The organism is Flavobacterium sp. RHBU_3 (assembly GCF_046613565.1).
Classification (GTDB): domain Bacteria; phylum Bacteroidota; class Bacteroidia; order Flavobacteriales; family Flavobacteriaceae; genus Flavobacterium.
Map to the genome: position 1 here is coordinate 56,262 of NZ_JBKJHC010000016.1, position 16,748 is coordinate 73,009.

Annotated in this window: 16 protein-coding genes; 11 read left to right on the plus strand and 5 right to left on the minus strand. The window is 43.9% G+C overall.

The window, feature by feature from the left end:
* Positions 1 to 29: 29 nt before the first annotated feature.
* The 3 genes from ACLI1A_RS18205 (at position 30) to ACLI1A_RS18215 (ending at position 3,319) form a co-directional block, all read left to right on the plus strand.
* Positions 30 to 2,285 carry a TonB-dependent receptor gene (locus ACLI1A_RS18205; RefSeq protein ID WP_411410123.1) on the plus strand — a complete coding sequence of 752 codons (2,256 nt, stop codon included), beginning with the start codon at positions 30 to 32 and terminating at the stop codon, positions 2,283 to 2,285.
* A gap of 209 nt (positions 2,286 to 2,494) precedes the next feature.
* On the plus strand, positions 2,495 to 2,833 hold the full coding sequence (locus ACLI1A_RS18210) for a heavy-metal-associated domain-containing protein (protein WP_411410124.1): 339 nt from the start codon (positions 2,495 to 2,497) through the stop codon (positions 2,831 to 2,833).
* A gap of 111 nt (positions 2,834 to 2,944) precedes the next feature.
* Positions 2,945 to 3,319: a hypothetical protein gene (locus ACLI1A_RS18215; RefSeq protein ID WP_411410125.1), complete on the plus strand. Its 375-nt coding sequence runs from the start codon at positions 2,945 to 2,947 to the stop codon at positions 3,317 to 3,319.
* A gap of 755 nt (positions 3,320 to 4,074) precedes the next feature.
* On the opposite strand, the gene ACLI1A_RS18220 is transcribed toward ACLI1A_RS18215, so the two are convergent.
* The 3 genes from ACLI1A_RS18220 to ACLI1A_RS18230 are packed head-to-tail and all read right to left on the minus strand — an operon-like array spanning position 4,075 to position 6,007.
* Positions 4,075 to 4,521 (minus strand): hypothetical protein, encoded by a 447-nt coding sequence (locus tag ACLI1A_RS18220; RefSeq protein ID WP_411410126.1) that lies wholly within the window; start codon positions 4,519 to 4,521, stop codon positions 4,075 to 4,077.
* 3 nt (positions 4,522 to 4,524) lie between these two features.
* Positions 4,525 to 5,292, minus strand: coding sequence for an alpha/beta fold hydrolase (locus ACLI1A_RS18225; RefSeq protein WP_411410127.1), 768 nt, complete (start codon positions 5,290 to 5,292; stop codon positions 4,525 to 4,527).
* Between the two features lies 1 nt (position 5,293).
* On the minus strand, positions 5,294 to 6,007 hold the full coding sequence (locus ACLI1A_RS18230; RefSeq protein WP_411410128.1) for a pyridoxine 5'-phosphate synthase: 714 nt from the start codon (positions 6,005 to 6,007) through the stop codon (positions 5,294 to 5,296).
* Between the two features lie 100 nt (positions 6,008 to 6,107).
* On the opposite strand from ACLI1A_RS18230, the gene ACLI1A_RS18235 reads away from it, so the two are divergent.
* The 8 genes from ACLI1A_RS18235 (at position 6,108) to murI (ending at position 14,536) form a co-directional block, all read left to right on the plus strand.
* Complete coding sequence (locus ACLI1A_RS18235) at positions 6,108 to 6,767, plus strand: CBS domain-containing protein (protein WP_411410129.1); 660 nt, start codon at positions 6,108 to 6,110, stop codon at positions 6,765 to 6,767.
* Positions 6,768 to 6,769: 2 nt separating this feature from the next.
* Positions 6,770 to 7,654: an NAD kinase gene (locus ACLI1A_RS18240; protein WP_411410130.1), complete on the plus strand. Its 885-nt coding sequence runs from the start codon at positions 6,770 to 6,772 to the stop codon at positions 7,652 to 7,654.
* 159 nt (positions 7,655 to 7,813) lie between these two features.
* Positions 7,814 to 8,497, plus strand: coding sequence for a DUF6089 family protein (locus ACLI1A_RS18245; protein WP_411410131.1), 684 nt, complete (start codon positions 7,814 to 7,816; stop codon positions 8,495 to 8,497).
* A gap of 10 nt (positions 8,498 to 8,507) precedes the next feature.
* Positions 8,508 to 9,248 carry an isoprenyl transferase gene (locus ACLI1A_RS18250; protein WP_411410132.1) on the plus strand — a complete coding sequence of 247 codons (741 nt, stop codon included), beginning with the start codon at positions 8,508 to 8,510 and terminating at the stop codon, positions 9,246 to 9,248.
* A gap of 7 nt (positions 9,249 to 9,255) precedes the next feature.
* Complete coding sequence (locus ACLI1A_RS18255; RefSeq protein ID WP_411410133.1) at positions 9,256 to 11,916, plus strand: outer membrane protein assembly factor; 2,661 nt, start codon at positions 9,256 to 9,258, stop codon at positions 11,914 to 11,916.
* Positions 11,917 to 11,959: 43 nt separating this feature from the next.
* On the plus strand, positions 11,960 to 13,120 hold the full coding sequence (locus tag ACLI1A_RS18260; RefSeq protein ID WP_411410134.1) for an OmpH family outer membrane protein: 1,161 nt from the start codon (positions 11,960 to 11,962) through the stop codon (positions 13,118 to 13,120).
* Positions 13,121 to 13,167: 47 nt separating this feature from the next.
* Positions 13,168 to 13,680, plus strand: coding sequence for an OmpH family outer membrane protein (locus tag ACLI1A_RS18265; protein ID WP_411410140.1), 513 nt, complete (start codon positions 13,168 to 13,170; stop codon positions 13,678 to 13,680).
* Between the two features lie 70 nt (positions 13,681 to 13,750).
* The gene (gene murI, locus ACLI1A_RS18270) at positions 13,751 to 14,536 is read left to right on the plus strand and encodes a glutamate racemase (protein WP_411410135.1); all 786 of its coding nucleotides are present in this window, start codon (positions 13,751 to 13,753) and stop codon (positions 14,534 to 14,536) included.
* Here murI and ACLI1A_RS18275 read toward each other — a convergent pair.
* The gene (locus tag ACLI1A_RS18275) at positions 14,533 to 15,051 is read right to left on the minus strand and encodes a gamma carbonic anhydrase family protein (RefSeq protein ID WP_411410136.1); all 519 of its coding nucleotides are present in this window, start codon (positions 15,049 to 15,051) and stop codon (positions 14,533 to 14,535) included. The genes murI and ACLI1A_RS18275 overlap by 4 nt on opposite strands.
* Positions 15,052 to 15,142: 91 nt before the next feature.
* Positions 15,143 to 16,147 carry a type IX secretion system membrane protein PorP/SprF gene (locus ACLI1A_RS18280; protein ID WP_411410137.1) on the minus strand — a complete coding sequence of 335 codons (1,005 nt, stop codon included), beginning with the start codon at positions 16,145 to 16,147 and terminating at the stop codon, positions 15,143 to 15,145.
* Positions 16,148 to 16,748 lie beyond the last annotated feature (601 nt).

The window sequence follows — 16,748 nt, forward strand, 5'->3', positions numbered from 1 at the left end:
TACATCATTAACTATTGAAATTCATTTTTATGCATAAAATCCTTGTGATAATAATGTTATTCCTTGGCATTGCCTCTAATGCACAGGAAAAAGTAACCGGTAAGGTGTTGGACGAAAAGAGCCAGCCACTGCCGGGAGCCAATGTATTTTGGCTAAACACCACCATAGCCACATCTACCGATGGTAACGGCGACTTTGCCATACCGTTTTCTAAAGAAAACATGATGCTGGTAATAAGCTACCTGGGCTACCAGAGTGATACCATACACGTACACACGCCACAGCACATATCGCACCAGCTAAAACCCGACGGCGGACAGCAGCTACAGGGCGTTACCGTAGATAAAACCCAAAACAGCCTGAGGCGCAGCCAAACTTCGGCACTAAACACCAGTACTATGGGCGCTAAGGAACTTACCAAGGCCGCCTGCTGCAACATAGCCGAAAGTTTTGAAACAAACCCATCAGTCGATGTAAACTTTAGCGATGCCCTTACCGGCACCCGCCAGATAAAAATGCTGGGGCTTACCAGCCCTTATCTATTAATTTCGGAAGAAAACATACCAGCCGTACGTGGTGCAGGCCAGGCTTACGGGCTTACCTTTGTGCCGGGCACCTGGGTAGAAAGCATACAGGTAACAAAAGGCGCCGGACCGGTTATAAACGGTTTTGAAAGTATTTCAGGGCAAATTAACTACGAGCTTATAAAGCCCGAAAAAAGCGACCCTTTCTTCCTGAACCTGTACGCAGGCATGGGTGGCCGCTACGAACTGAATGCGCACTTTAAACAAAAAGTGTCGGATAAATGGAACACCCTGCTGTTTGTACACGGCAACACCCGTGTGGGCAAATACGACATGAACAACGACGGTTTCTTGGACAACCCACTGGCCAAGCAGGTAAACCTTATGAACCGCTGGGAATACCACGATACCGAAAAAGGCTGGGTAAGCTTTATCAACCTACGCTACATGCACGACGAAAAACAGGCCGGCGAAGTGGACTTTGACCCCGACACCGATAAGTTTACCACAAACCACTGGGGCAGCGAAATTAACACCAACAAAGTAGACGCATCGGCTAAGCTGGGTTATGTATGGCCCGATATGCCGTACCAAAGCATCGGCCTGCAAACGGCGTTTAACTACCACAACCAGGAATCATACTTTGGGTTTAATCAATACGACATAGCACAGAAAAGCGGCTATGCTAACCTTATTTTCAGCTCTATTGTAGACAATACTATGAACAAGTTCTCTACAGGGCTTAGCGCCACGTATGACCGGTATAATGAGTTTGCCTACCTCTACTTTACCGATAACGGCCGCAACTACGACCGTACCGATAATTCAGCCGGGGCGTTTTTTGAGTATACCTACGACAATGCCGACAACTTCAGCGTAGTGCTTGGTGGGCGTTTTGATTACAGTAACCGCCTGGGCGCTTTTGGCACACCAAGGCTGCACCTTAAATACAACCCATGGGAAAAGGCTACCCTTAGGGCTTCTGCCGGCAGGGGTAAGCGTGCCGCAAATATTTTTGCAGAAAATCAGCAGTACTTCGGTTCATCGCGCAGGTTTTACATAGCCAACGAAGGTGGTAAGCTGTACGGACTTGACCCCGAAATTGCATGGAACTACGGCCTTAGCTTTACACAAAACTTTACCGTATTTAACCGTAACCTGGAGTTTGCCGTAGATTTTTACCGCACTGATTTCCAAAACCAGGTAGTGGTAGATGCTTTTGCCAGCCCTCAGGAAGTTTCGTTTTACAACCTTGACGGAAAAAGCTTTGCAAACAGTCTGCAGGTAGACCTTAACTATCAGATAACCCAGCACTTTAACGTGCGCACCTCTTATAAGTATTACGACATACAAACAGATTACAACACCGGCAGGTTTGAAAAAACACTACAGGCCAAGAACCGTTTCTTTGCAAATGTGTCGTATGAAACCCATGTGCACGAAGGCGGCAAGCAATGGAAATTCGACTTTACATACAATTGGCTGGACAAACAGCGTTTACCATATACAGGCAGCAACCCTGCCGAGTACCAAAGAGGTGATTACTCACCGGCATTTGCTACCATGAACGCACAGGTAACCCATAGTTTCAGCAGCGTGTTTGAAGTATATGTAGGTGGCGAAAACATAGGCAACTACAGGCAGAGCAATGCCATAATAGGCGCTAACGATCCGCTTGGTTCGTATTTTGATACTACACTGGTGTACGGCCCGGTGTTTGGGCAAATGTATTATGCCGGTTTACGATTTAAAGTGAAATAGGCCTCACTCCTCCCGATAGCTATCGGGACTCTCCGAAGAAGAGGGAGTAGCTTCACTCAACCGTCTGTCATTACGAGGAGGCACGACGAAGTAATCTAAAAGATTGCCGCGCTCCGTTCCTCCGCTCGCAATGACTGACGAAGGGTGGCTGAAAACCGGGGTGGTAAAAATATAGTAGATTAAAAACAGTTTTATAAATATACAGTACCATGAAAAAATTCATTTTTGTAATGCTTATTATGCTGGCAGGTTTTACCATGCAGGCACAGGAAAAGAAAAAAGCAGCCAAATACGATGTAGAGGTTAAGGGCAACTGCGACCAGTGCAAGCGCCGTATAGAAAAAGCGGCTTATTCGGTTAAAGGTGTAAAATCGGCTGAATGGCACGAGGACGACCAAACCCTGCACCTTATTATAGACGAAACAAAATGCAGCGCAGACGATGTACGCACAGCAGTAGCTAAAAGCGGACACGATACTGATAAGGTAAAGGCCACCGAAGAAGCCTACAACAACCTGCACAGCTGCTGCCAGTACAAAAGAGACTAACAAATTTTACATTAATACCCCTTTCTTACCGGAAGGGGTATTTTTTTAAGGAAACCCTAAGGATAGGTAATCATAAAATACCATAATTTTGTATCAAACAAATAAGGCAACATGAAAGCATTAAAGAACATAACAACAAAAAGCAAAGGGATGACTACCCTATGCATGGTGTTGTTTTTCCTTTTTGCAAGTGTAGCCAAAGGGTTTGCTTACAGGCTTCCGGTTAACATGGCGGCTGATAAAAAAGCCCCTGCCAAAACATGGCTTACCGTTTCTGTAAAACAAACTACCCCCGAGGTACTGAACCAGCTGCCCGACACAGACGGCGACGACAGCGACCTTGTACTTTTTTATAATTTTACTACCCCAAATACTACAACGCGGCAAAGCAACAGCCCCCAAAACAACCGCAACGCTGCACTGTACTCAGACAATTACCACGTTCCGTTATACGACCTGTACTGTAACTGGAAATACCACCTCTAACCTTTAAGGCAGTTAGTGCTGGTCCCACAGGCTGCTATATTGTAACCCGCACAGTTTCATACTTCATCTGTTTGCCGGTTTCAGCTTTTCTATTTTTAAATTTCGTTATTACAATGCCTCCTGTGAGTTAGGGGATGCATTTCAAAATAAGTTGTTAATTGCCCGGAATACCGGCAGTAGGCACGCCTGTTTGCTACCCGGTATTCCTTTTTTTACCCTTTGCAGGGAAAAACAAAACACGTTCATTCTTATAAAGATTTTATATATTCCAAACACACGTCACCTATAATTCCCGCTGTCTGCATCGTTAAACACCACAGTCCTTTTTTTCCAAACAGCGGCGGGGTAATAGGTTGATTGTTGTACAAAAGCTTATCTGTGCTGATACTGCACAAATATCAGGTGTTTTTTAATTAGTTGGTTGACAATTCCCTTTCTCGCCAGGGAGAGGGAATTATTTTAAAAAGATATCGTTATTGATAAAAATTACTCTTTAAGCGTTGCATGCCATAGTGCAACTAACAATATGATGCTCTCGTAGTATCAAGGTGTTTTTTAATTGGTTGGTTACGAAAATCCCCTTATGAGATAAGGGGATTTTCTTTTTTTATGGCCTTCTATTCCGAATGCAGCGCAGCGGAATTGAGGAATCTCTTAAAAGTAATGTTCCCTTTAACAATTAGATTGCCACACTCCGCTGCGCTGCGTTCGCAATGACAGGACGCAAAAAAACCGCCTATTAGCGGTTTTATATATTATTTACACCAGGCAAGAGCAACCTCTTTTGGCAGAAGATTATTCTGGTAATATCTTTCCTCTATTACCGGAGCCGATTTTCTCCAAAAGCTGAAACCCAGTATGCTTACTTTTTCATTATCGAACCAATTCCCCTCACTATCCTGTGATTGTGTAACCCATTCATAATGTTTACCGTCTTTTAAAACTTCTTTAATCCTCGAAACTCCTGATAAACCAAAGAAAATATCCCGGAGCATCTCTTGCACATCTTGAGCTTTGTTATAATGCCCGTGCGAATTTCCGAAATAAAGAAGATACTCTTTTAAACCTTCGTGCAATTCAAAATCATAACCGGTTTCATCACCATAGATTTTTAAACACACTTCGTTTACCCTCTCAAGCTTTATTGCAGGATAAAGGCTCAACTTTTCAATTAAAATATCAATAGCACTACTATCACGCATACGTTACCTCGTTAAAAACTCAAGCGTATATTCTAAAAACTCCACCGGGTTCTCGGCGTGTATCCAGTGGCCGGAGTTGGTTATCGTCTTAATTTCGTAGTGCGGAAAATGCTGTTCTATCAGTGGCAAATTGCCATCTTGTATGTACTTAGAGCGGTCGCCCCTCAGAAACAGTACAGGCCCGGCAAAGCTGCTGCCCTGCGGCAATGCTTCTCCTATGTTCTCTACCTGTGTATTAAACACCGGCAGGTTAAACCTGAAACCCAGTTGACCCGGTTCTACCCAGTACAGGCTTTTCATAAGAAACTGGCGTGTACCGGCATCGGGCAGGTGCTGCGCCATCATTTCCTCCACCTCATTTCGCGATGGCTTGGTGCTAAAATCTACCGCGTTTAGCGCTGCCAAAACATCCTGGTGGTGCGGCGGGTAGTACTGTGGTCCTATATCGGCCACCACAAGCCTGTCCAGCATTTGCGGGTGCTTTATGGCAAAAAACATGGCTGCCTTGCCACCCATACTGTGGCCTATAATATCCACCTTGCCCAGGTTGTGCGTATTTATATACTGCACCAGGTCGTCTACCATGGCGCTGTAATTAAACACATCACTATGAAAACTCTTACCGTGGTTACGCATGTCTACGGTATGCACCTGAAAACCTTTTTCTACATATTTAAGGCTAAGGGTTTTCCAGTTATCACTCATACCCATAAAACCGTGAATAATGATTAGCGGCTTACCGCCATCGCCCTCTACCCTGCTGTACAACATCTTATTTTAGTTTTTGAAGGTACATATTCACCACATTCTCCAGCCCCAGGTACAGCGACTCAGCTATAAGCGCGTGGCCTATAGACACTTCCAGCAGCCCCGGAATGTTGTCCTTAAAAAACTTAATGTTATCCAGGCTCAGGTCGTGCCCGGCATTAAGCCCAAGGCCAAGCTCCTGTGCCAGCAGTGCCGATTCGGTATACGGCTTCACACCGTCATAATTCCCCAGTCCGTACTGGTGTGCAAAACCTTCGGTATACAGCTCTATACGGTCGGTTCCCGTTGCTTTAGCACCTTCTACCATACTCAGCACAGGGTCTACAAATATCGATGTACGTATCCCGTTTCGCTGAAACTCCTGTATTACTTCCTGCAGGAAGCTTTTGTGGGTTATGGTATCCCATCCGGCGTTGCTGGTTATAGCATCATCGGCATCGGGTACCAGGGTAACCTGCGTAGGCTTTACCTCAAGCACCAGGTCTATAAATTTAGGAACCGGATTTCCTTCTATGTTGTACTCTGTATATACAATGGGCACCAGCTCACGGGCGTCGTTATAGCGAATGTGCCTTTCGTCGGGTCTTGGGTGTATGGTTACACCCTGTGCACCAAATTTTTGTACATCGGCAGCTACCTGTGTTACACTGGGTACATTACCCCCGCGAGAGTTCCGCAGGGTGGCAATTTTATTGATGTTTACGCTAAGTTTCGTCATTTTTACTTGTTAAAAGTTAACAGTTGCACAAAAATACAAAGTATATAGGGGAAGCTATCTTTATTTTTGATTATTTTGCATAATATTTACTACCCGCTCCATGAACGAAATTACCGATTTCCTCAACACTAACATTAAAGCGCTGCGTGCTACAGATACCGTAGCCGATGCGCAGGACTTGTTTGCAGAGTATCCTTTTACGCACTTTCCTGTGCTGGAAAACGGTGTGTACATAGGCTGTGCCGTAAGTGAAGACACTGAGCTTATGGACATAGAAAAAACCATAGGCGAAACACGTTACAGCTTTGAGCGTTTTTTTGTGCGAAACACAACCATGTGGCTGGATGTACTGGAGGTTTTTGCCAAAAATGAAACCAACCTGGTACCGGTACTGGATGCCGAAAACATCTACCTGGGTTATTATGAAATAACCGATATTATCCGCTTTTTTGACGAAACACCGTTCCTTAAAGAAGAAGGCGGTATACTGGTAGTGGAAAAAGGCCTTACCGAATACAGCATGAGTGAGGTGGCACAAATAGTAGAAAGCAATAACGGCAGGCTGCTGGGCGCTTTTATAAGTGAGGCAGACGGCGACCGTGTGCAGATAACCATAAAAATAAGCCTGGGCGGCCTGAGCGAAATTATACAAACCTTCCGTAGGTACAACTACGAAATTATTACCGAGCATCAGGAAGATGCTTACCTGAATACGCTAAAAGACCGATCGGATTACCTGGACAAGTACCTTAATATATAGTCATGAAAATAGCTGTTTACGGCCAGTACTATAAAGACAATACGGACGACATTATACAGAGAATGCTCCGTGTTTTTAAGGACCACGGTCCTGAAGTGGCCTTTGAGGCTAATTTTTACAAGGTACTTACCTCGCACAAGCTGCTGCCACAGGATTACCCCACCTTTACTACCGAAGCCGAGCTAAACGATGGCTTTAACCTGTTTATAAGCATAGGCGGAGACGGCACCATGCTGCGTGCCGCTACGTATGTGCGCAGTAAAAACATACCCATTATAGGTATAAACGCGGGCAGGTTGGGCTTTTTGGCCACCGTGCAGCAGGAAAACATAGAAACCCTGCTACCGCTTATTTTTACAAACGAATATAAAGTATCGCCGCGCACACTGCTTACACTACAGTATGAAGGCAGCGACGAACAACTGGAAGGGCTGGATTTTGCCCTAAACGAAATAACCGTGAGCCGCCGCGACACCACATCCATGATTACCGTAGATGTAAAACTAAACGGCGACCACCTTAACTCGTACTGGGCAGACGGGCTTATACTAAGCACCCCCACCGGCAGTACCGGATATTCGTTAAGCTGCGGCGGCCCCGTAATGATACCGGGAGCAAACAGCCTTGTAATAACTCCTATAGCACCACACAACCTTAATGCACGCCCACTGGTAATACCCGATGATACCGAGATAGAGCTGCGCGTAAGCAGCCGCGAGGAACAACACCTGGTATCGCTTGATTCGCGTATTATAAGGCTGGATGTAGAAACGGTGCTTACTGTTAAAAAAGCACCTTTTAAAATAAATCTGGTAGAGTTTGCACAGGAGAAATTCCTTGATACTCTGCGCAAAAAGCTGCTTTGGGGTGAAGACAAACGAAATTAAGCTTCCCAAATTTTTACCGGCATACATACTACATTGTAACTTCTGCCGTTTTCAACTCATATAAATTCGGAATATAGCGCTAAAGGTGCGGTAAATTGTCTAATTGTTAGGCTAATTACAAAATCTATATTGTTATATTTGCACCCAATTTTTGTTTAAATGAAACGCCTTCTGTATATAATTTTAGTGGCAACTACAACCTTTTCGGCTGAAGCCCAGATAAATGAACTGGGTATTTATGCCGGTGGTGCCAACTATATAGGAGATGTAGGGCCTACTGATTATATAGCCCCTAACGACCTGGCACTGGGCGTTATTTATAAATGGAACCGATCACCGCGCCACTCATGGAGGGCATCGTTTACCTACGGAAAAATAGGGTCTGATGATGCCGACAGTAATGTAGATGGTAGGAAAGCGCGCGGATATTCCTTTAAAAATTCAGTAAAAGAATTATCTTTAGGCCTTGAATTCAATTTTTTTGATTTCAACCTGCATGAGGAACACTTTAAGTGGACACCTTATATATATACAGGTCTTAGCTATACCTGGTATGGAGAACTGTACAAGGACGGCAACGAAGGTAAGGAATACAGTAACGGCAGCACGCTGGCCATACCCATGGTAGTGGGCGTTAAGGCACACATAGCCCGCGATTTTACGCTGGGTGTAGAAACCGGCCCGCGCTATAGCTTTACCGATAACCTGGACGGCAGCAACCCAGACAATAGTAAATATCCGGGGCTGCGTTTTGGCAACCTTAACAGCAACGACTGGTATGTATTTACCGGTGTTACACTAACGTACACATTTGGCGAAAAGCCATGTTATTGTGCTGATTAAAAACATTTTGATGGATAACACTTTTACGCTTAACACAGAAAACCTGCCGCAGCACATAGCCATAATTATGGATGGCAATGGACGCTGGGCCAAACAGCAGGGTATGCTTCGTGCTTTTGGGCACGAAAGCGGCGTAAAATCGGTGCGCGAAACCGTGGAGGCATGCGCCCGGCTGAAGATAAAATTCCTTACCCTGTACGCCTTTAGTACAGAGAACTGGAACCGCCCGAAGCTGGAGGTAGACGCGCTAATGAGCATACTGATGAACTCCCTTAAAAAGGAGCTTCCTACCATGCAAAAAAACAACATAAAGCTGAATACCATAGGTAATGCAAACATGCTGCCCGACAGGGCCCGCAAACAGCTTTTTGACGTTATAGAGCAAACCAAGGACAACACAGGCATGACCCTTACCCTGGCACTAAGCTACGGAAGCCGCGAGGAGCTTGTAGCAGCCGTAAAGGAAATTTGCGAAGAAGTAAAAACAAACAAACTTGATATAGCTGACATAAACGATACGGTGATACAAAGCCACCTGTACACCCGCAACATGCCCGATGCCGACCTGGTTATCCGCACAAGTGGGGAGCAGCGTATAAGCAACTTCCTGCTGTGGCAGGCTGCTTATGCCGAGCTTTATTTTACCGAAGTATTGTGGCCTGATTTTAGGGAGGAAGATCTGCACAAGGCCATATTCAGTTACCAAAAAAGAGAAAGAAGATTTGGAAAAACCAGTGAACAGCTTAAATAACACAAAGATGTTTCTTAGAAACATTGCTTTAATTTTCGGATTTGTATTTTTTACTGTTGCAGCAAATGCGCAGGACGATGGCAATCCTAATATGCAGGAACCCGGAAAATATGTACTGGGTGGCATTACCGTAAGCGGGCAGTTATCGTATAACGAGCAAACCGTAGTTACCTTTACCGGACTTGAAAAAGGCCAGTACATTAATGTACCCGGCGAGGAAATTAGTGCTGCCATAAAAAAGCTGTGGGGTCTTAAACTTTTTAGTGACGTAAACTTCTACGTTACCGAAGTGCGAAACGACAGTATCTTCTTAGACCTTAACATTAATGAGCTACCTAAGCTTAGCGATGTGAAGATGAAAGGTGTAAAAAAAGGTAAAATAGAAGGACTTCTTAAAGATACCGACCTAAAAAAAGGTAAGTATGTAAACGAAAACCTTATTACCAACACCAAAAACTACATAGAAAACAAGTACCGCAAAGACGGTTTCTATAACACTAAGGTGCATATTAACATTATCCCGGACAGTACTAACACCGTAAAAATGGTGGTAAACATTGACAAGGGTAAAAAAGTACGCATCAAGAAAATCAACATTACCGGAAACGAACAGATTAAATCAGGCAAACTGAAACGCGCCATGAAAGACACCAAGCAGGTGGCTTTCCCTAACCCGCTGCGCCTGTTTAAGCCAAGTAAGTTTATTGCCGATAAGTACAAGGACGACAAGGTAAAACTTATAGACAAGTATAAGGAAAACGGTTACCGCGATGCCCGTATAGTACGAGATACTGTGGTTTACAACCCTAAAACAAACCGCGTAGCCATAGACATACAGGTAGAAGAAGGCCGTAAGTACTACTTTGGCGACATTAAATTCCTTGGGAATACCGTATATACAAACTCACAATTAAACCAGGTTCTTGGTCTTAAAAAGGGCGATGTGTACAACGGCGTACTACTGCAAAAACGTATTGCCGATACAAAAAGCCCTGATGCCGACGACATTACTAACCTGTACCAAAATACCGGTTACCTGTTTAGTAACGTAAACGCGGTAGAAACAAAGACTGCAAACGACACTATAGACTTTGAAATACGTATTGTAGAAGGACCTATAGCGTACTTTAATAAAATTACCGTAGTAGGTAATGATAAAACCAACGATAAGGTAATTTACCGCGAACTACGTACAAGGCCGGGCCAGAAATGGAACAAGGAAGACGTGGTAAACACCGTAAGGGAACTGGGTGCGCTGGGCTTCTTTGATGCTGAAACCATTCGCCCTGACGTGAAAAACGCCGACCCTTCATCGGGTACTGTAGACGTAGAATGGCACGTAACCGAAAAAGGCTCGAGCCAGATAGAACTACAGGGTGGTTACGGTGGCGGTGGCTTCATTGGTACACTGGGGCTTTCGTTTAATAACTTCTCTATCTCAAACATATTTAAGAAAGAAGCCTATACCCCACTACCTATGGGTGACGGACAAAAGCTTTCGTTAAGGTTACAGGGTAGTACCTATTTCCAAACGTACAGCTTGTCGTTTACCGAACCTTGGTTTGGTGGTAAAAAACCTATTCAGCTGTTTGGATCGCTTTCACACAGTAAGCAGTACTCTTACAACTACAGCAGCCGCGACGTAAACCGCGATAGGAGCTTTACCATATCATCTGTAACACTGGGTGTATCAAAAAGGCTTAGTGAACCTGATTACAACATGAGGTTGTCTCACTCTGCTACTTTTCAGTATTACTCGCTTAGTAATTATAACATAGGATTGTTTACCTTTGGTGATGGTACATCCCGCAACTTAGCGTACACCATAGAACTTACCCGCGATAACAGGGGTCGAAACCCGATATTCCCTATCTACGGTTCGTTCTTCAGCGCAAGCTTCAGGACCACCTTCCCGTATTCATGGGTAAATGGCATAGACTATGCCGCCCTGAAAAACCAGGAAGAGTACAAGCTTAAAAATACCGGCGATGCTTACCAGGGCACTAACCTGGAATGGATTTACCCGGGTGATTATATAGACAGCAACGGAAACAGGACAGATAACTACCAGGACGCTGCCCTAAACCAGTCTAAATACGACCAAAAAAGGTTTAACTGGCTGGAATACTACAAAGTGAAGTTTAAAGGTGACTGGTATACCAAGCTTTTCGGAACTCCGGAACACGCACTGGTACTACGCTCACTTGCCGAATTTGGCTGGATGGGTGCTTACGATAAAGACCGTGGACTTCCGCCGTTTGAAAGGTTCTTCCTAGGTGGTAGCGGTATGGCTAACTACTCGCTGGACGGACGTGAAATTATACAGTTAAGGGGTTACCCTGACCAGTCGTTAGGACCAGTACAAAACGGAACCCAGATAGGTGCTACCATATACAACAAGTTCTCGCTGGAACTGCGTTACCCTATTACGCTTAAACCGCAAGCTTCAATATATACGCTTGTGTTTGCAGAGGCAGGTAACTCATGGGGCTCATGGGGCGATTACGAACCGTTCAGCCTGAAGCGTTCTACAGGTTTCGGTCTTAGGGTGTTTATGCCTGCATTCGGTCTGCTTGGTATCGACTTCGGTTACGGTTTCGACCCACTACCGGGCTACAGCAAACCTAACGGATGGGAAACGCACTTTATCATAGGACAGCAGTTCTAAAAAAATTGGCATGATATTTTCTAATGTATAAATGCAAGAGGTTATGAAAAAGTATTTTGTTTTACTGTTTACCATTTGTGCCTCGCTTATTGCCGGTGCACAAACTAAGGGGCTTAAGATAGCCTACATAGACATGGGATATATCCTGGATAAGGTACCTGACTTTGCCGAAGCAAAAAGCCAGCTGGAACAGCGTGCCGCAAAGTGGAAAACAGAACTGGATGCAAAACGCAATGAAATAACCAAGCTTAAGGAAAGCCTACAGGCCGAAAAAGCCCTGCTTACCAAAGAGCTTATAGAAGAACGCGAAGAAGAAATAGCCCAACTGGAAAAAGACCTGAGCGAATATCAGGAGAAAAAATTTGGCCCTAAAGGCGAACTGATAACACAAAAGTCAGTTTTGGTAAAGCCAATACAGGATCAGGTGTTTACTATAGTGCAGGATATTGCGGCTACACGTAAGTATGATTTTGTGTTTGACAAGTCTTCTGACCTTACCATGCTGTTTGCAGCCAAAAAATATGATATTAGCGACCTTATTGTAAAAAGGCTGAGCCGTACTGCCAAGCAGCAGAAAATGAACAGCAAGGAAGCAAAACAACTGGAAGAACAGGAAAAAGAAGACGAGCGCAAAAGCGACCCGGATATTGCCGAACGCGAAAAAGCGCTTGAAGATAAAAGAGCAGCAAGACAAAAATTGTTAGACGACCGTAAAGCCGCCGCCGAAGCAAAAAGACAAGCTGCATTAGACAAAAAAGAACAACAGCTAAAGGAGCGCCAAGCTGCCCGCGATGCCGCTAAAAACGGCACTAAGACTACTACCCCTGCTGCGGAAAAGACTACTGACGGCACTGCCGGTGACGATGATGCTCCTGCCGCAACCGATAAAAAAGCTGCAACCACTGACAAAAAAGAGGAAGCAACTAAAGAAGGTGAAGCCAAAAAAGAAAGTACAGGCAAAACTGCCGAAGAAATAAAAGCCGATAGGGAAGCCGCAGCCCAGGCCGCGAAAGAAGAGCGCGAAAAAAAACTGGAAGAGCGCAAACAGGCTATAGAAAAACGCAGGCAGGAAGCTCAGGAAAAACGTGATGCCGCTAAAAAAGCCCGCGAAGAGCAGCAAAAGGCCAAACAAGGCACAACAACACCAACCCCTGATTCTACCGGAGGTGATGACGATACTCCACCGGCAAACGGCGGAAACTAATAAAAAGAGAAACTAAAAACAAAAATTAATATTTAATAGCGTAAATGATGAAACAACTAAAATCTCTGTTAATCGCAGCCATACTTTTTGTAGGTGCCAGCCAGGCAGTTTCAGCTCAGGCTAAAGTGGCCCACATTAATGTAAAGGAACTTATGGACAACATGCCTGACATGAAAGCTGCGAATACACAACTTGAGAAACTTAACCAGACTTATACTACTGAATACAATACAATGGTAGAAGAGTTTAAGAAAAAAGTGCAGCAGTATGAAAAAGAAGCTACTACTGTTACTGATGCTGTAAACGAAACACGCAGCAAAGAGCTTCAGGATATGCAATCAAGGATTCAGAGCTACCAGCAAAATGCTTCTAAAGAGCTAAACGAAAAGCAGGAAGCAATCTATAAGCCAATCCTTGAAAAAGCTAAAGCTGCTATTCAAAAAGTGGCTAAAGCAAAAGGTTATCAGTATGTACTGGATTCTACTGTAGGCAGTGGTGTTCTTGTAGCAGATGGTCCAGACCTACTTGCAGACGTTAAAAAAGAGCTTGGCTTTAAATAAGATACTGCTAAAGCAATCACAATACAATACAGAAAGCGGCCTTTACGGCCGTTTTTTTTATATTTGCTATATGGATAACAGCAAAAGCACACAACCCATAGGCCTGTTTGATTCGGGAATAGGCGGCACCTCCATCTGGAGGGAAATCCACGCCCTTTTACCTAACGAAGACACTATTTACCTTGCCGATAGCAAGAACGCCCCTTACGGCCCCAGAAGCAAAGACGAAATTATAGCACTGAGCTTTAAGAATACTGATTACCTTTTAGAACAGGGTGCCAAGATAATTGTAGTAGCCTGTAATACCGCTACCACAAACGCCATTAAAGAAATGCGCGCAAAATACGACGTACCTTTTATAGGCATAGAACCGGCAATAAAACCGGCCGCCACAAATACTAAGACAAATACTGTAGGTATTTTGGCTACAAAGGGTACACTGAGTAGTGAACTGTTCCACAAAACGGTAGCCGACTTTAAAGACACTAAAGTAATAGAACAGGTGGGCTACAACCTGGTGCAGCTTATAGAGGATGGTAAAACCGAATCTGAAGAAGTATTTTCGTTATTGCAGCAATACCTGCAACCCATGGTAGACGAAAACATAGACTACCTTGTGCTGGGCTGCAGCCACTATCCTTACCTGCTACCCCAAATAAAAAGAATACTACCACCCCACGTAAAAATAATCGACTCTGGCGAGGCAGTAGCCAGACAAACCAAGTCAGTACTGGAAAAAAACGGATTACTTAACACAACTCCACATCAAAGTTCGCAGGCATTTTACACCAACCTTGATACAGCAGTACTGCAAAGTTTTGTACCCGGTTTTCCGGTAAGTAAAAAAGATTTTTAATCTTCCTTAAACCAGGAAGCATACATTACGTAGTTATTAGAGATACGGCCTATTTCTCCGGCAAAATCTGAGGCATTAATATCCTTCACCTTTTTGGCCGGCACACCGGCATAAATGGTACCGCTTTCTATATGGGTATTTTGGGTTACTACCGCCCCAGCCGCAATAATGCAGTTGCTCTCCACTACGCAGTTATCCATAATAATTGCCCCCATACCCACAAGCACGTTATCTTTAATGGTACAGCCGTGTACTATGGCGTTATGCCCTATAGACACATTATTACCTATTTCAGTAGGATGTTTTTGGTACGTACAATGAATCGTCGCACCATCTTGTATGTTTACCTTATTCCCTATTTTTATGTAGTGTACATCGCCACGCACCACAGCATTAAACCACACGCTGCATTCGGCCCCAAAGGTTACATCACCCACTATGGTAGCATTTTCAGCCACATAACAATCTTCCGGAATTACAGGGCTTTTACCCCTTACTGCTTTAATCAAAGCCATAGCTAAACATTTTTAGTTGGGTTATATACAAAAAAAACGTCCCGAGATAATAAATTATATCGGGACGGAATTAATAATATCTGCTTTATAATTAATTATTAACTGCAGGACAGTGGCAATCAGGCTTGTTAGGCTTACAATTAAGGTTAAGACCTATTGTAATCTGGTGGAAACCACTGTTGTCAAACTTCACGTCGCCTGTAAGGTATGTATACGTATAAGCAAACATAAAGTTCTTATAGTTAACACCCACAATTGGGGTAAAATACTGCAGGTATTGCTCCTTAATACTTACACCCGGCGAAGACTGGTACTGTGCACCATCAAGACTCCTCCTGTAAGAAAGACCTCCCCACACACGACCGAAATCAAGTTCGCGGTAAGCCTTTAAGTTAATATCAATAGTTTTTTCTTTTGTTTCGCTAATAGCCTGGAACATTAATGAAGGCTCTATACTCCACACATCATCAGATAGTGCAAACACATATCCTGTTGAAAACAGGTATGAAGTAAGGTTAGAACTTTCAACATCGGTATACAGGTTCCTCTTGCTCTTAATTACGTTCTTTGCAGTAAAGTGTGCATAAAAGTCAAGGTAGTGGTATGAAGCACCAATATCCACGTTAAAGTATGAATCTTTTTGTTTCATACCTCCGTCTACGATAGGGTCAAAAGTTGGGTCAAATTGGGTTTCATCCAAACGGCTTTGAACCAAACCTGCACTCATACCAAATGAAAGCATGTTAAGATCAGAGTCTCTCCTTGAAAACCTGATGTGGTGCGCATACGTAAGTTTTGCACCGGTTTGCGAATGGTAACCATTCTTATCGTTGTGTACAATTATACCCACACCAGACTGCTCACCAAGCGAAGTGTTGAAACTCAACGTTTGTAACTGTGGCGCATCCGATTCACCAAACCATTGCTGGCGTGCTGTTGCCCTGATTTTGGCACAATTAGCAGCACCGGCCATAGACGGGTGGATAAGATAATAGTTATCAGACAGGTAATCTGTGTAAACCGCAACGCCTTCTTGAGCAAAAGACATCTGGGCTAGAAATAAACCAAAAATGAGGTAAACCTTTTTAAAATTCATGTTGACCATTGATCGTTTTAATGAAATACGTGCTCTATATTTAGTTAGACCGTTTGACAATTATGCTAAAAGATTTAATCATAACCTCAGGCGTCTTCCCTACCATTCATGCTTACTTTACAGTAATTTTCCTTAGCGGTCAAATATATAAATTTTTGTCTTAGGTTGGTTACAATATCTCAATAATATTAGAAAAATTGCAGTTAAGTTTACTCCAGTTTTACATTAATACCTGCATTTTAACTAATCTTCACAAAACAGCCTAAAAAATTATCTAATTCTGTTTACAAAACCGCATCATACACCACTATACACAACTCTAAAACCCCTTATTTTATTGTATAAGCAGCCCACAAAGCGCCATTTTATTACCGTCTCACCCGCTGTCCGCTGTATCTGCGAGCCCCCTAACCCCAAAAGGGGGAACGAAGGGGCTCGCAGGATGCCGCTCCCATCGGGGCTAAAGGCATACACCGCTTTCTTATCCGTAAACGTTCCTTTCCTCCCGATACACAAAACAACAAAGGCAGCCAATGGCTGCCTTTGTTGTTTTGTGTGTTATCTTTTGTTCTTCGGTTATAATCCCTGCCCCAAAACCTGG

Coding starts and splice junctions, on each gene's coding strand:
- ACLI1A_RS18230 (WP_411410128.1), bottom strand. CDS start 6,007: ATGACGAAACTTAGCGTAAACATCAATAAAATTGCCACCCTGCGGAAC.
- ACLI1A_RS18220 (WP_411410126.1), bottom strand. CDS start 4,521: ATGCGTGATAGTAGTGCTATTGATATTTTAATTGAAAAGTTGAGCCTT.
- ACLI1A_RS18275 (WP_411410136.1), bottom strand. CDS start 15,051: ATGGCTTTGATTAAAGCAGTAAGGGGTAAAAGCCCTGTAATTCCGGAA.
- ACLI1A_RS18205 (WP_411410123.1), top strand. CDS start 30: ATGCATAAAATCCTTGTGATAATAATGTTATTCCTTGGCATTGCCTCT.
- ACLI1A_RS18265 (WP_411410140.1), top strand. CDS start 13,168: ATGAAACAACTAAAATCTCTGTTAATCGCAGCCATACTTTTTGTAGGT.
- ACLI1A_RS18245 (WP_411410131.1), top strand. CDS start 7,814: ATGAAACGCCTTCTGTATATAATTTTAGTGGCAACTACAACCTTTTCG.
- murI (WP_411410135.1), top strand. CDS start 13,751: ATGGATAACAGCAAAAGCACACAACCCATAGGCCTGTTTGATTCGGGA.
- ACLI1A_RS18235 (WP_411410129.1), top strand. CDS start 6,108: ATGAACGAAATTACCGATTTCCTCAACACTAACATTAAAGCGCTGCGT.
- ACLI1A_RS18255 (WP_411410133.1), top strand. CDS start 9,256: ATGTTTCTTAGAAACATTGCTTTAATTTTCGGATTTGTATTTTTTACT.
- ACLI1A_RS18250 (WP_411410132.1), top strand. CDS start 8,508: ATGGATAACACTTTTACGCTTAACACAGAAAACCTGCCGCAGCACATA.
- ACLI1A_RS18215 (WP_411410125.1), top strand. CDS start 2,945: ATGAAAGCATTAAAGAACATAACAACAAAAAGCAAAGGGATGACTACC.
- ACLI1A_RS18240 (WP_411410130.1), top strand. CDS start 6,770: ATGAAAATAGCTGTTTACGGCCAGTACTATAAAGACAATACGGACGAC.
- ACLI1A_RS18280 (WP_411410137.1), bottom strand. CDS start 16,147: ATGAATTTTAAAAAGGTTTACCTCATTTTTGGTTTATTTCTAGCCCAG.
- ACLI1A_RS18260 (WP_411410134.1), top strand. CDS start 11,960: ATGAAAAAGTATTTTGTTTTACTGTTTACCATTTGTGCCTCGCTTATT.
- ACLI1A_RS18210 (WP_411410124.1), top strand. CDS start 2,495: ATGAAAAAATTCATTTTTGTAATGCTTATTATGCTGGCAGGTTTTACC.
- ACLI1A_RS18225 (WP_411410127.1), bottom strand. CDS start 5,292: ATGTTGTACAGCAGGGTAGAGGGCGATGGCGGTAAGCCGCTAATCATT.